Annotated in this window: 13 protein-coding genes; 9 read left to right on the top strand and 4 right to left on the bottom strand. The window is 49.8% G+C overall.

Annotated elements, in window-relative coordinates:
* The first annotated feature begins 320 nt into the window (after positions 1–320).
* The 5 genes from acs to NG792_RS24750 all read left to right on the top strand — a co-directional run bounded on the left by acs (position 321) and on the right by NG792_RS24750 (position 5,104).
* A complete protein-coding gene (gene acs, locus NG792_RS24770) occupies positions 321–2,288 on the top strand; it encodes an acetate--CoA ligase (RefSeq protein ID WP_261237154.1) in 1,968 nt (655 codons plus the stop codon).
* Positions 2,289–2,659: 371 nt separating this feature from the next.
* On the top strand, positions 2,660–2,980 hold the full coding sequence (locus tag NG792_RS24765) for a 2Fe-2S iron-sulfur cluster-binding protein (protein ID WP_261237153.1): 321 nt from the start codon (positions 2,660–2,662) through the stop codon (positions 2,978–2,980).
* Between the two features lie 64 nt (positions 2,981–3,044).
* Positions 3,045–3,224, top strand: a complete 180-nt coding sequence (locus NG792_RS24760; protein ID WP_261237152.1) for a DUF8621 family protein — start codon at positions 3,045–3,047, stop codon at positions 3,222–3,224.
* Positions 3,225–3,350: 126 nt separating this feature from the next.
* Positions 3,351–4,415, top strand: a complete 1,065-nt coding sequence (locus NG792_RS24755) for a DUF3326 domain-containing protein (protein ID WP_261198014.1) — start codon at positions 3,351–3,353, stop codon at positions 4,413–4,415.
* A gap of 83 nt (positions 4,416–4,498) precedes the next feature.
* Positions 4,499–5,104, top strand: coding sequence for a CPBP family intramembrane glutamic endopeptidase (locus NG792_RS24750; protein WP_261198023.1), 606 nt, complete (start codon positions 4,499–4,501; stop codon positions 5,102–5,104).
* A 96-nt stretch (positions 5,105–5,200) separates the two neighbouring features.
* On the opposite strand, the gene purN is transcribed toward NG792_RS24750, so the two are convergent.
* The gene (gene purN / locus NG792_RS24745; protein WP_261198015.1) at positions 5,201–5,887 is read right to left on the bottom strand and encodes a phosphoribosylglycinamide formyltransferase; all 687 of its coding nucleotides are present in this window, start codon (positions 5,885–5,887) and stop codon (positions 5,201–5,203) included.
* Between the two features lie 271 nt (positions 5,888–6,158).
* Here purN and NG792_RS24740 point away from each other — a divergent pair, with 271 nt between their 5' ends.
* Positions 6,159–6,749, top strand: coding sequence for a Uma2 family endonuclease (locus NG792_RS24740; protein WP_261237151.1), 591 nt, complete (start codon positions 6,159–6,161; stop codon positions 6,747–6,749).
* A gap of 51 nt (positions 6,750–6,800) precedes the next feature.
* Positions 6,801–7,391 carry a Uma2 family endonuclease gene (locus tag NG792_RS24735; RefSeq protein WP_261237150.1) on the top strand — a complete coding sequence of 197 codons (591 nt, stop codon included), beginning with the start codon at positions 6,801–6,803 and terminating at the stop codon, positions 7,389–7,391.
* Between the two features lie 173 nt (positions 7,392–7,564).
* On the opposite strand, the gene NG792_RS24730 is transcribed toward NG792_RS24735, so the two are convergent.
* Both NG792_RS24730 and NG792_RS24725 read right to left on the bottom strand, forming a co-directional pair.
* Complete coding sequence (locus NG792_RS24730; protein ID WP_261237148.1) at positions 7,565–8,962, bottom strand: GTP-binding protein; 1,398 nt, start codon at positions 8,960–8,962, stop codon at positions 7,565–7,567.
* Between the two features lie 64 nt (positions 8,963–9,026).
* Entirely contained in the window at positions 9,027–10,565 is a 1,539-nt protein-coding gene (locus tag NG792_RS24725; RefSeq protein ID WP_261197493.1) for a YcjF family protein, read from the bottom strand.
* Between the two features lie 968 nt (positions 10,566–11,533).
* Between NG792_RS24725 and NG792_RS24720 the strand changes: the two genes are divergently transcribed.
* Entirely contained in the window at positions 11,534–11,701 is a 168-nt protein-coding gene (locus NG792_RS24720) for a metallothionein (RefSeq protein ID WP_261197492.1), read from the top strand.
* Between the two features lie 169 nt (positions 11,702–11,870).
* On the opposite strand, the gene NG792_RS24715 is transcribed toward NG792_RS24720, so the two are convergent.
* Entirely contained in the window at positions 11,871–12,491 is a 621-nt protein-coding gene (locus tag NG792_RS24715; RefSeq protein ID WP_261197491.1) for a hypothetical protein, read from the bottom strand.
* Positions 12,492–12,644: 153 nt separating this feature from the next.
* Here NG792_RS24715 and rpsD point away from each other — a divergent pair, with 153 nt between their 5' ends.
* Positions 12,645–13,253: a 30S ribosomal protein S4 gene (rpsD, locus tag NG792_RS24710; RefSeq protein WP_261197490.1), complete on the top strand. Its 609-nt coding sequence runs from the start codon at positions 12,645–12,647 to the stop codon at positions 13,251–13,253.
* Positions 13,254–13,424: the final 171 nt, after the last annotated feature.

The following is a 13,424-nucleotide window of genomic DNA, read 5'->3' as shown; positions in this document are numbered from 1 at the left end:
TGTTTGTCCTTTGTCATTGGACCTCTTGCCTAAATCTCTTAAGCCCCCCTTTTTAAGGGGGGTTTGGGGGGATCAATCGAGAATGTTGCAAGAGGTTTATTTGTCGTTAGTCCTTGGTCGTTGCTTATTCATCCGAATGACACAGGACAAATCCCCAATGACCAATTCACCTTAACGCTTACCATCCTCTAGTTTAGGGGATTTTATCACTCGTCGGTCATCGGTCCTGGGTGAATCCCCGCTTAAAAAATCTCAAGGTTTTAAGTGCCCTTCTGGATCAAAAATAATAAATAAGCCCAAACATAGAGACTGTAACAACCATGTCCCAACCCACGATTGAATCAATTCTGAACGAAAAACGGCAGTTTCCGCCATCAGAGGAATTTTCCAAAAATGCTCGCATCAAGAGTTTAGAAGAGTACCAGGCGCTTTATGACCAAGCTGCCGCCAATCCGGAACAGTTTTGGGAACAGCTTGCAGAAAAAGAACTGCACTGGTTTAAAAAGTGGGATAAAGTCCTCGACTGGCAACCCCCCAATGCTAAATGGTTTGTCGGGGGTCAGACGAATATTTCCTACAACTGCCTCGATCGCCACCTCACCACCCACCGCAAAAATAAAGCGGCCCTGATTTGGGAAGGAGAACCAGGGGACTCCCGGACCCTCACCTACGCCCAATTGCACCGGGAAGTCTGCCAAATGGCAAATGTGATTAAAGAGATGGGGGTGAAAAAAGGCGATCGCGTCGGTATCTATATGCCGATGATTCCCGAAGCAGCAATTGCAATGCTTGCCTGTGCGCGGATCGGGGCCGCCCATACGGTGATTTTTGGCGGATTTAGCGCCGAATCCCTCAAGGACCGCCTGGTAGATGCCCAAGCTAAACTGGTGATTACTGCCGATGGCGGGTGGCGTAAAGATTCCATTGTTGCCCTGAAAGAGCAAGTAGATAAAGCCCTAGACCTAGGGGCCAGCAGTGTTGAACACGTTCTGGTTGTCAAACGCACTGGACAAGAAATCGCCATGAAACCGGACCGCGATCGCTGGTGGCATGAACTGCAACCCACCGCCTCCGCCAACTGTCCCGCAGAACCGATGGACAGCGAGGACTTACTCTTTATCCTCTACACTTCCGGGACTACTGGCAAACCCAAAGGCGTCGTCCATACCACTGCGGGATACAACCTTTACACCCATGTCACCCTGCAATGGACCTTTGACCTCCAAGAAACCGATGTCTATTGGTGTACTGCTGATGTGGGTTGGATTACGGGTCATAGCTATATCGTCTATGGACCCTTGTCCAATGGTGCAACAACGGTGATGTATGAAGGTGCACCACGACCCTCAAACCCTGGTTGTTTTTGGGATGTCATCGAAAAATATGGGGTCACCATCTTCTACACGGCCCCCACCGCGATTCGGTCCTTCACCAAAATGGGGGACGAACATCCCAACGCCCGGGATTTGTCTTCCCTGAGATTATTGGGAACTGTTGGAGAACCGATTAACCCGGAAGCCTGGATCTGGTACTCTCATGTCATTGGGGGCGATCGCTGTCCAATAGTCGATACCTGGTGGCAAACCGAAACCGGCGGATTTATGATTACCCCTTTACCCGGTGCCATTCCCACCAAACCCGGTTCTGCTACTCGTCCTTTTCCTGGAATTTTGGCGGAAATTGTAGATTTAGACGGCAGTCCCGTCCCCGCCAACGAAGGCGGATATCTAGTAATTAAGCACCCTTGGCCCGGAATGATGCGCACCGTCTACGGAGACCCGGACCGCTTCCGGCGCACCTACTGGGAACATATCGCCCCCAAAGACGGCCATTATCTTTACTTTGCGGGAGATGGCGCACGCTGCGACGAGGACGGCTATTTCTGGGTAATGGGTCGTGTCGATGACGTGATTAACGTTTCTGGACACCGTTTAGGGACAATGGAAATCGAGTCGGCCTTAGTCTCTCATGAGTCCGTCGCTGAAGCTGCTGTAGTGGGTAAACCGGACGAAGTACGCGGCGAGGCGATCGTTGCTTTCGTATCCCTAGAGGGCGGATATGACCCCAGTCCGGAACTGGAAAAAGCCTTGAAACAGCACGTTGTCAATGAAATAGGGGCTTTAGCGCGACCCACGGAAATCCGATTCACCGATGATTTACCCAAAACGCGATCGGGCAAAATCATGCGCCGTATCCTCCGCAATCTCGCCGCCGGGGAAGAAATCGCCGGAGATACCTCAACCCTACAAGACCGCAGTGTACTAGACAAACTCAGAAGCGGCGGCTAAAACCCTTCTCCAGTCCCCTCCCCTTGGCAAGGTCCGGGTTAGGGTGGGGTCCCCCATCTCCAGAAAAAAAACAAGAATTACTTCTTTCTCCGGTCCCCTCCCCTTGGCAAGGTCCGGGTTAGGGTGGGGTTCCCCATTTCCAGGAAGAAAACAAGAATTAATTCTTTCTCCGGTCCCCTCCCCTTTTCATCACCGGATGGACCCCACCCAACCCTCCCCTTGCTAAGGGGAGGGCTCCGGAGACCCCACCCAACCCTCCCCTTGCCAAGGGGAGGGCTCTGAGTCTTGGAGGCTAGTAAAACGTTCCAATCAGTGATAAGCTCAGAAATTGGGCAAAATCGCACTGCAAGTCATTTCCTGGAACTGAGACGATGGGCAAAACTTATACCGTTGAAATTATCCATAAAGGCACTTCCCACAAGATTGAAGTGCCAGAAGATAAACAGATTCTTCGCGCTGCTTATGATGCAGGAATTCTAGATCTACCGAGTTCCTGCAATGCAGGAGTCTGTACTACCTGTGCGGCGAAAATTATCGGAGAAGGGACAGTGGATCAATCTGATGGTATGGGGGTAGGCACGGATATGCAAGCGCAGGGATATGTCCTGTTATGTGTTGCTTACCCACGTTCAGACCTCAAAATTGAGACTGAAAAAGAAGATGAAGTCTATGAAGCTCAATTCGGTCACTAATCGTTAGAATTGGGTTTTGAAGTAGTTAATATTCTGACCATAAATTACAAGGGAATTCTTGACCATGACGACTCATTTTATCTCTGCTGAAATTGATTTAAAAGCCTCTCCAGTTGAATTACAGCAAGCCATTGAAACGGAACTGGAAAAACGCGGTGAACCCCTGCGTTGGGCGGTAACTTCGGTAGATGAAGAAACTCAAAAAGTAGCTGTAGAAGCGGTGGTGACTGTACAGGAAGCATAAAGGATTAGGGGGGAAGAAGAAACGACTTCAGTCGTTACTACGAACCTCTCCCCCATCTCCCCCATCTCCCCCATCTCGATGGCGGTCCTCCCCATCTCCCCCATCCTCCCCATCTCCCCCATCCCTATGCTTCAACGTCCTTACACTGTAATGCTAATCGTCCCTACGGGAGTAGGGGCGGCTATTGGGGGTTATGCGGGAGATGCGTTGCCGGTGGCGAGGGCGATCGCCCAAGTTTGCGATCGCCTGATTACTCACCCTAATGTCCTCAATGGCGCACAATTATATTGGCCGATTTCTAATGCTTTCTATGTGGAAGGATACGGACTCGACTGCTTTGCCAAAGGAGATTGGGGACTACAACCTGTCCATCAAAATCGTATCGGTTTAATCCTCGACTGTGGGATGGAACCGGAACTGAGAATTCGTCACTTACAAGCTGCTGATGCCACTAGGGCAACTTTAGGCTTAAATCTAACTGAATATGTCATCACCGATGCCCCGTTAAAGGTCGAATTACGGACTTCTGCTGCTGGTGCAAGTTGGGGAACCATTGGTAACCCAGATAGCTTACTCAGGGCCGCTGAACGGTTAATTAAGGAAGCCAAAGCGGAGGCGATCGCCGTGGTTGCCCGATTTCCCGATGATATGGAAAGCGAAGCCCTCCACAACTATCGCCACGGGACTGGGGTCGATCCCCTCGCTGGTGCAGAAGCGGTGATCAGTCATTTGATCGTTCGTACCTTCAAAATTCCCTGTGCTCATGCCCCGGCCTTGTTACCCCTTCCCCTCGATCCGGATATCTCTCCCCGTTCCGCTGCCGAAGAAATAGGCTATACTTTTTTACCCTGTGTGCTGGCTGGGCTGAGTCGCGCTCCTCAATTTATTAGCACAAAATCCCCCTATTGTCAAGCTTCGGATATCTGGGCTGAACAAGTCAATGCCCTCGTCATACCTGCTACAGCAGCCGGAGGCAGCGCTGTGTTAAGTTTAAGTCACCAATCTGCCCAGATTATTGCTGTCCGAGAGAATCAAACTCAGATGCAAGTCCCCCCAGCGAGTCTGGGAGTACCCGCCATTGAGGTAAGCTCTTACTTAGAAGCCCTGGGTTGGTTGGTGGCGCATCGGGGAGGAATTGCCCCAACTGCCCTAAGTCCAAGTCTCTCCTCTCTGCAATGCCTTTCGGATTAACTGTGGCGATCGCCCAGTCGGAAGTCGCATCGGAAAGTTTAGCACTTGGTGTCAATCATCTACCTTGTAAACTGAGAACAGCCGTGACACAACAGCTTCCGAACGATCCACAACTGGAAACCTTTACCCGGACTCAAATTCTCATGGGGATGGGAGTAACGGCGATCGTCTTGTTTGGCATAGCCAAACTCTGGCTATACTTTGGGAATGTCACGAGACTGGGTTGGGGTTGGGATGGAGTGGCGATCGCCTCTGGGGTGGGGTTAGGACTCGCCATCAGCGCCACCAGTTCCCTAGTTTATCGCTTGTGGCCGGGATATCGGCGCTGTGCGGACTTCTATCTACAAATCGTTTTAGAACCCCTAGTCTGGCCGGATTTAGTGTGGTTGGGTTTATTACCAGGACTGAGTGAGGAACTGTTATTTCGCGGGGTGATGCTTCCGGCGATCGGCTTGAATGCGGTGGGTTTAATCCTATCGAGTTTATGCTTTGGCGTATTACATCTCAGTGGACTTCAACAATGGCCCTATATGGTGTGGGCGACGGTAGTGGGTATCATTTTAGGCGGCAGTGCGCTGATCACTGGGAATTTGTTTGTTCCCATCACAGCGCACATTGTGACTAATTTGATTTCTAGTGTGTTGTGGAAACTCGGTAAAACGGGCAACGAAGGGCGATCGCTCGATTAAACTATACCCGCAGCGTCAAGCCCGGAGGCTACACGGACAAAGCCTGCCTACGCAGGCTAAGACAAAAAAACGGACTTTTCATACCCGGATTTTGTATTACCGGGCCGATCGCCGATGGATACCCGCAGCAGCTATGGCGATCGCCAGGGGATAAATGTGATGTTCTTGGACCTGAATTCGAGCGTGCAAACTGTCTCGCGTATCATTAGGAAATACGGGAACTGCTGCTTGCATTAATATCTTCCCACTGTCCACTTCCGGCGCGACCAAATGCACCGTACAACCACTAATTTTCACCCCAGCGGCGATCGCATCTTCCACCGCATGACCGCCTTTAAAACTCGGTAATAAACTCGGGTGCAAGTTCAAAATTCGGTTAGGAAACGCATCAATCAAAACCGGCGTCACAATCCGCATCCAACCGGCCATTACCACTAATTCTACATCATGCTCGTGCAAAGTTTCAATAATTTTTGCATCTAAATCTTCTCGACTAGCATAATCCCGATGGTTATGTAAAACCGCCGGAACCTGCCATCGATTAGCCCGTTCTAAAACCTTGGCTTGGGGATTATTATAAATCAAAACTTGAATTTTGGCATGGAGTTGTCCGCTGGAAATTGCTTCCGCGATCGCCTCAAAATTGCTCCCACTCCCCGACGCCATAATCCCCAACCGAATCGGGCGATCGGCAGGAGGATGTTCCGCCATAAACTGAGGCGGCAACGCAGGAGAAATAAAACTAGGGCTAGACTCTGTTTTTGGTGCTTGGTCATTGGTCATTGGTCATTGGTCATTGGTTGTTGGTCATTGGTTGTTGGTCAGTTGTCATTGGTGGTTAGTCCTGAGTATTCAACAATCCAAATGACAAAGGACTAGGGACCCATGACAAGTTTCCCTATCCCACCAGCTAATTTTACCAGAACTTAGCCCATTTGCAAAAGAGCCTTTTTTCAATCCCGCCCCCATTGCCCTCTGTGCGGAATGGGTTAACATAGGTATCAATAGGAAATAGTAGAACCCGTTCCCTTATATAACCAATTGGGATAAAACTATGGAAGTGGCAACCCTCGAACCGTTTACCCCGGTTAAATTAACCCTCGATTTAACCGATGATCAGTTTTTTCAACTTTGTCAAAACAACCGAGATTTACGCTTTGAACGGACAGCAACAGGAGAATTAATTATTATGCCGCCGACGGGAGGAGAAACCAGCAATCGTAACATCGAACTCTCTTATCAGTTGCAAGGCTGGAGTCGGCAAAATAATTTAGGGAAAGCGTTTGACTCGAATGGGGGTTTTAAATTACCTAAAGGGGGAAATCGTTCCCCCGATGCCTCTTGGGTGAATATAGCAAGTTGGGATGCCTTAACTCCGGACCAACGCGAGAAATTTCTGCCCCTTTGTCCCGATTTTGTAGTGGAGTTACGTTCGGCTAGTGATTCCTTGAAAGAATTACAGGATAAAATGTTAGAATATCTGGAGAATGGAGTGCGGTTAGGATGGTTGATTGACCGTCAAAATTTGCGAGTGGAAATTTATCGCCCTGGGCAAGAGGTGGAAATCATTGAGTCTCCTAGAAGCCTATCTGGGGAAGATGTGTTGCCGGGGTTTGTTTTGGATTTAGGTCCTGTTTTATATTAACTTCAGTACAATTCGATGGCAAATATTTAAACAAAGGATTGGGATAAAATTATGGAAGTAGCGACCCTCGAACCGTTTACTCCGGTGAAATTAACCTTAGATTTAACCGATGAGCAGTTTTTTCACCTCTGTCAAAACAACCGCGATTTACGCTTTGAACGGACGGCAACGGGAGAATTAATTATTATGCCACCCACAGGCAGCGATACGGGAAATCGGAATGGTAGACTGATTCAGCAGTTATTCAATTGGACGGATACGAATGATTTGGGTGTTCCCTTTGACTCTTCTGCTGGATTCAAAATGCCCAAAGGTGGAAATCGATCGCCCGATGCTTCGTGGATTCAAAAAGCGCGGTGGGATGGGTTGACGGAGGAACAAAAGCAGCAATTTGCTCCCTTGTGTCCCGATTTTGTGGTGGAATTACGTTCGGCTAGTGATTCTTTGAAAGAATTACAGGATAAAATGTTGGAATATCTGGAAAATGGGGTGCGGTTAGGATGGTTAATTGACCGTCAAAATCTGCGAGTGGAAGTTTATCGTCCTGGGCCAGATGTGGAAATCATTGATTCTCCTGAAACACTCTCTGGAGAAGATGTGTTGCCGGGGTTTGTGTTGGATTTAGGTTTGATTTTATATTAGGATTATTACGGGATTTGGAGGGAACCCCCCCCAGCCCGATGGCGTTGCTAAGGGGGGGAGTTAGAATGGGGCAAAAATTATCTGAAATTTGCTTGTTAAGAGGTTTTTAAAATTAGCCCGCGCAGGCGGGCTTTGTCCGCAAGTGCCCCACCCTTCCAGGGTGCGAGATTGATTCAATTTTTCACCTCTAATTGTTGCTGCAATTCCTCGCGGAGGCGATATAAGACGGTGTTGGGTTCTACTTGGGATAAAATATCCTGAATGACGGTATTTGCACCCAATGGTCCCCAGGTGCAGCCTTGTTCTAAGTAGACTTGTGCCGCTTGTCCGACTTTATAGGTTCCAAATCCGGCAACGGATGCTTGCGCGATCGCCGCGCCGACATACCCAGTCATCCCCCCGACATCTCCCGATGCACCGATAATCGCCGCTGCACTCTTGCCAAATCCCATAAACAATCCATTCGCCAACTCACTCAGCAGGACCCCGCCACTGCTAAATAAAATTTGCTGCCATAACTTACCCGCCTCATATCCTGTCATTGGCAATCCATACAACCGCGCCAATGCCCGAATTAACAGCAAGTCAGCGATCGCACCCCCCAAAACATCAAACAGCGCCAACGGATTCAGCGCCACCGCTGCTGCCTTATACTGAGCAAAACGCCAAATTAACGTCTCCGCCTGTTCTTGTCGCGCTTTTATACTCGCCTTGGCTAACTCTTCTTGAGCATCTTTCGCCTGGACTAAGGCATTAATCGCCAACAGCGATCGCCCTTGTTCCTGCACCACCTGCAAAATCTTGTCCTTCAATTCCTCAATCTGCGGTGGCGGTGTTTCCAACTCGTAAGACACTCGACCATCGGGCCATTGAATTCTCACTTGCAACGGGGCTGGGTCCGCTGCTACCATAACAATATCCTCTTGATGCGGCAGGCGATCGCTCGGAGTCTCATCCACCTCAACCCAATCATCCTCACTCTCTACCGCTGCCTGTTTCCGCTTCTGCTTGGCTGAGGCAAAATACTGTAACTGTCGATAAATCGCCTGCCGGTCCTGTTCCGGATACAAATCTATCTTATTAAACACTAAAATTAACGGCTTCTGAGTCCGGCGCAACTCACAGAGTGCTTCGTATTCCGTCCGGGTAATATCCCCAGACACCACAAATAAAATCAAATCCGCAGCGCGAGCAATATTCCGCGCCATCTCCGATCGCACTTGACCCTCAACCTCATCCAATCCCGGGGTATCAATCAACTCCACCGCCAGATTTCCCCCGACATCCCATTGTACCGATCGCGGCCATTGGGTCACCCCGTGAATCGGTCCCGTTGTCAGGATTTTCTGACCCATCAAACTATTTAACACCGTGGATTTACCCCGACTGACTAACCCAAAAGCGGCAATGCGAATCATTCCGCCGTCAAGTCGTTCTAGGGTAGCTGACAGGCGATCGAGTTGTGCCTGCATCGCTGCAAGCTGCTTGACATCCATCGCCTGCTGCCGCGATCGCCGTTGTTGGGAATAGAAAGACTGCGCCTGCCGTATGCTGGCGCGTGCTCGGTTCATATACTGGACATCCTGCCGGTTTGAACCATTCAAATCGGCAGAGGAGGGGATGGGGTTGGGGGTCTTAGGTGCTTGGCTCAAGGTTCGGAATCGCTACACGCTCTGCTATTCTATTCTCCTGTAAAGCCTTCACTTGTGCAGTGAGGCTTTCCGACTTTTTCGATTCGGGTACGAATCGCGTGACAGTCTGCTTGACAAATCCTTGCAAAAATGCCATTCGCTGATTCTGCTGGAACACCATTTTTAAAGTTTCACTCAGTTGTTCCAAATTAATCCCGGACTCTGCACTCACGTCTTGCGCCTGGAAGTATTCAACCAGACTCAAACCCGCTAACCGAGTTAAATAGGCGGCGCTAATCCCTTGAACAACTCCCCCGGCAACATACGTGACGGCGTTGGTTTTGAGGATGGCTGAAATGGTTTGGGTAGACAGTTCCACCACTCCCAGTTTTACCAGTTGTTCCCCCATTGCAGCAGCGATCGCCTTTTCTCGGTCAAAGGAAAAGGGATGCTGATAAATCTCCCCTAATTCGACAATTAATTGCGTCGTAACCGCACCTGTGGCTAACAAATCCAAGGCTGCCACTGGATTGGCAAAGGTTGCCGCAGCGGAAATATACTGATATTTCTCAATCACTGGCATGGCGCGATCGCGACGCAGTTGGTTTAATACCTGTTGTGCCTCAGCTTTTAAGGCGACTGCCTGCCGGTAACTTTGCGCGAGCACAAACTGTTGGCTTTCTTGTTTCACCATCTCCTGTAACCGCGTCATCAACGCAGTCGCTTCCGGTTGCGGTTGTTCCATTGTCTCAACCGTTGTCCCATCACTTTGATGTTGCCGCACTTTGACTGGATTGGGTGCCACGGAAATTGCTACTACATTTTCAGGATTTAATGTCAACCCCAGGCGATCAATCGCACGCTGCAAGATTCCCGCCTGTTGTTCCGGTAAAGTCTGGTCTTTTTTATTCCAGGCGACTAAAACCGGGACCGCTGCGATCGTCAGTTGTTGGATGGCTTGAAATTCCGAGTCCGTTAAGTCACCACTGGTCAAAAATACCACTACATCCGCAGCGATCGCCTGTTTCCATGCCGCAGTCGCTTGTAACGGTAACCCTTCATCCGCATCCCTTGCCGTAAACAAAGCAGGAATTTCCCCAAAGGTTAGGGTTTTATCGGTTTGTGACTGCCAGTTCGACTGCAACCATTGCATTACTTTGGTTTTGCCGGTACTTTTACCCCCGGCGATCGCCAGATGGAGTGTATTCCGCGTCGCAGAGGGTGAGAGTTGTCCTAGGCGAGTTCTTAAGTCAGCAATGATTTTGGCATCCCCTGCCTCTGCCTCAATTTTGGCGATCGCAACTTCTGCTTGGCTTTTGGCTTTTTCCAGCATCTCAGGGGTTACCGATTCAGCGGCGATCGGTTTAATCGTTGCCGGTTCCCGTTTTTTGAACAGCCAAAGTCCGGTCCCCACTGCGATCGCGCCGAGTATCCCAAATTCCCCCGCCTGTCCCCAGGAGTGATGCAAACTTTCCATCACCCACAGACCAAATGATAAGCCCAAACCACCAATTAAAATAGGTCGTTGCAGTTTAACTGCCATAAAATTATCCCACTTTCTTTATAGATCTTGATTCGTGGGGCAACCGGGGGCAAACAGTTCCGATACGCGATCGCCCTTCTTTATCTATTTCCATTTTAACGGCTGGGGTTACACTTCCACCTCTACTATTACAGTGCGGATTTTACGATCACCTTAGAATGAGGGGACAACCCTAGGACCAGAAACCCGGTTTTTGACCCCCTACCAAGACTAGAAACCGGGTTTCTAACCGAGATTTTTGCTATTTTCTAGAAATTGTCGCAAGAAACCCGGTTTCTGACCCCCATTCTTGGATAACGACTGAAGTCGGGACGTTGAACACCGGATAACGCCTGAAGGCGGGACGTTGAACACCGGATAACGACTGCAAAGGACCAATGACCAATGACCAAAAACAAAACCCTGCAATCATTTAAGATTACAGGGTTTTGTTTTAGTAATGGCGGGAGGCGGATTTGAACCACCGACCTTCGGGTTATGCGTACCATCTACAACTTTCGTTGCCTGGAATTTTTCCAGTTTGTGGTCTGGACTCTCCCTTCACCCTCAGCTTTAACTGTTAGGGTGCCTCCCATCGAGTCTCTACACCTTCTCTTGTTCAGAGCTTGGCTCGGGATTACCGCGCTACCGGCTTCCCCGAATTTGAGAGGCGATCGCATACCAGTCTCCTTAGTATGCAGCCCATCGCAATGCTAACTGTCAAGCGTTTAGTTAACTTGCGTATTGAGCCCGACGAGCTACCAGACTGCTCTATCCCGCGTCACTGAAGTTACTATAACCTGAACTTAAGTCTTTTGACAACCCCTAAAGTAAAACTTTTTTCAAGTCCTTACTAACAGAGGCTTTCAGCCTTCCTCTGCCTCAGCGACTTCCCGTGGTCCTGCAATTCTAAAAAAAAAACACAGAAAATACCTGAATAGCTGTTCATGTGTTAAGATGAATTCAGAATTAATGGAGGAAGTCAAGCAATGACAACCGTAACTCAAATGAAATGCGCCTGTGAATCCTGCCTGTGCGTGGTCCCGACGGATAAAGCCGTCATGAAAGATGGCAAGCCCTACTGTTCTGATGCCTGTGCCAATGGTCATGTGGATGGAAAGGGGTGTGGGCACTCCGGTTGTGAGTGTCACTCCTAATCTTAGTCATCAGCAAAAATGCCCTCATTCCTGTAGTCAAGGGGAATGAGGGCATTTTTTTGGAAGTAAGGGCTGGCAAACCAAATCCGGCTGTAACAGTCTTTTTCTTAGGGTAGCCCGCCCAGGCGGGCTTTGTCCGCAAACGCCGCACCCTTGAGGGTGTAGGGAATTAAGTAGACGGAAGATTTGGCGAGGGACGAGTGGGCGCTGGCGGTTCCCTGCCGGGGATAAAATTAGGCAGGGGTGAATCTACGCGATCGCGAGTATCAATGCAAACCGACATCGCCTGAGAAGTCACTAAGTCAATTTGATTTTGTAACCCTACCACACACTCCGAAAACTCAGCCGGTAACAAACTGCGGCGACAGAAATCGAGAATTAAAGGGGCTTCCCCTTCCGTCGAATCATCGCTAATATCCACCACACAGGTGGCCAACTCCAGAGGACGGCGCACCTGCTGACAGCGAGTTAGAGCATCCTCCGCCAAAATATCCGTGCGGTTATCAATCTCCGCCACGCATTCGGAGAGTTCTTCCGGACGGAGGGCCGCAGAGCAGGCAAGGGCCACTGTTTCAGCAGGCAGTTGGCGATCGAGTAACTCCGCAGCACAGCGATCGTAAGCATTTTTTCTGGCCTCTGCCGGTCCCGGGTTTAACGGGATGAGACCCACCGTTAGAGCCACCAGAGAAAGCCCCAACAGTCCGCCCTTGCGCCACCGTTGCCGGGGAGAGTTGGGATAAGTTGGGGCGCTACTCCCCAGGCGACTGCGAATTTTCCGAATCATCATCATTTAAAGACTCCTCATGACAAAAAACAGGACATTTGACCCTAAACCGATGTTTCTGAGCACAAAGTCATTTAAAGTTAGACTTGAAACTGAACCTAGTAAAGATCTATACTAGAGAGTCTGGGAAAACTGTGTAACAACTGACGAGGAAAAGGAATGTCACGATATCGAGGCCCGAGACTGAGAATAGTACGCCGTTTAGGAGAACTGCCCGGATTATCGCGCAAAACTCCTAAGCGCGCCTATCCCCCAGGTCAGCACGGGCAAGCCCGCAAAAAGCGCTCAGAATATGCAGTCCGTTTGGAAGAAAAGCAAAAACTGCGCTTTAACTATGGTCTGAGCGAAAAGCAACTGCTGCGCTATGTTCGTCGCGCCCGTCGCGTCACGGGTTCTACGGGTCAAGTGCTGCTACAACTGTTAGAGATGCGTCTGGATAATACCATTTTCCGTATGGGAATGGCACCCACGGTTCCAGCCGCACGGCAACTGGTCAATCACGGTCACCTCACGGTTAATGGTCGGGTTGTTGATATTCCCAGTTACAATTGCCGTCCCGGAGATCAAATTGCCGTCCGCGATCGGGAAAAATCTCGCCAGATGGTCCAAGCTAACTTGCAATCTCCTGGATTAGCCAATATGCCTAGCCATTTAGAGTTTGACAAGAACAAACTAGAAGGCAAGGTCAATGGAGTTATTGAGCGGGAATGGATCGCGCTACAAATTAATGAGCTCCTGGTGGTTGAATACTATTCTCGACAAGCCTAACGTTTCAAGTCTCACTGCTTCTTACCGCGCAGCCTAATTAGAGATTTTTCAAAGCCCCCAAACCCGTCAGCAAGGGGGCTTTTAGTTTGGGGATGGAGGATGGGGAGGATGGGGGAGATGGGGAGGATGGGGAGGATGGGGAGGATGGGGAGGATGGGGAGGATGGGGAGG

It is taken from the genome of Laspinema olomoucense D3b, from assembly GCF_025370785.1.
In the GTDB taxonomy this organism is placed as follows: Bacteria; Cyanobacteriota; Cyanobacteriia; order Cyanobacteriales; family Laspinemataceae; genus Laspinema; species Laspinema olomoucense.
This window is presented reverse-complemented; position numbering and strand designations above follow the sequence as displayed.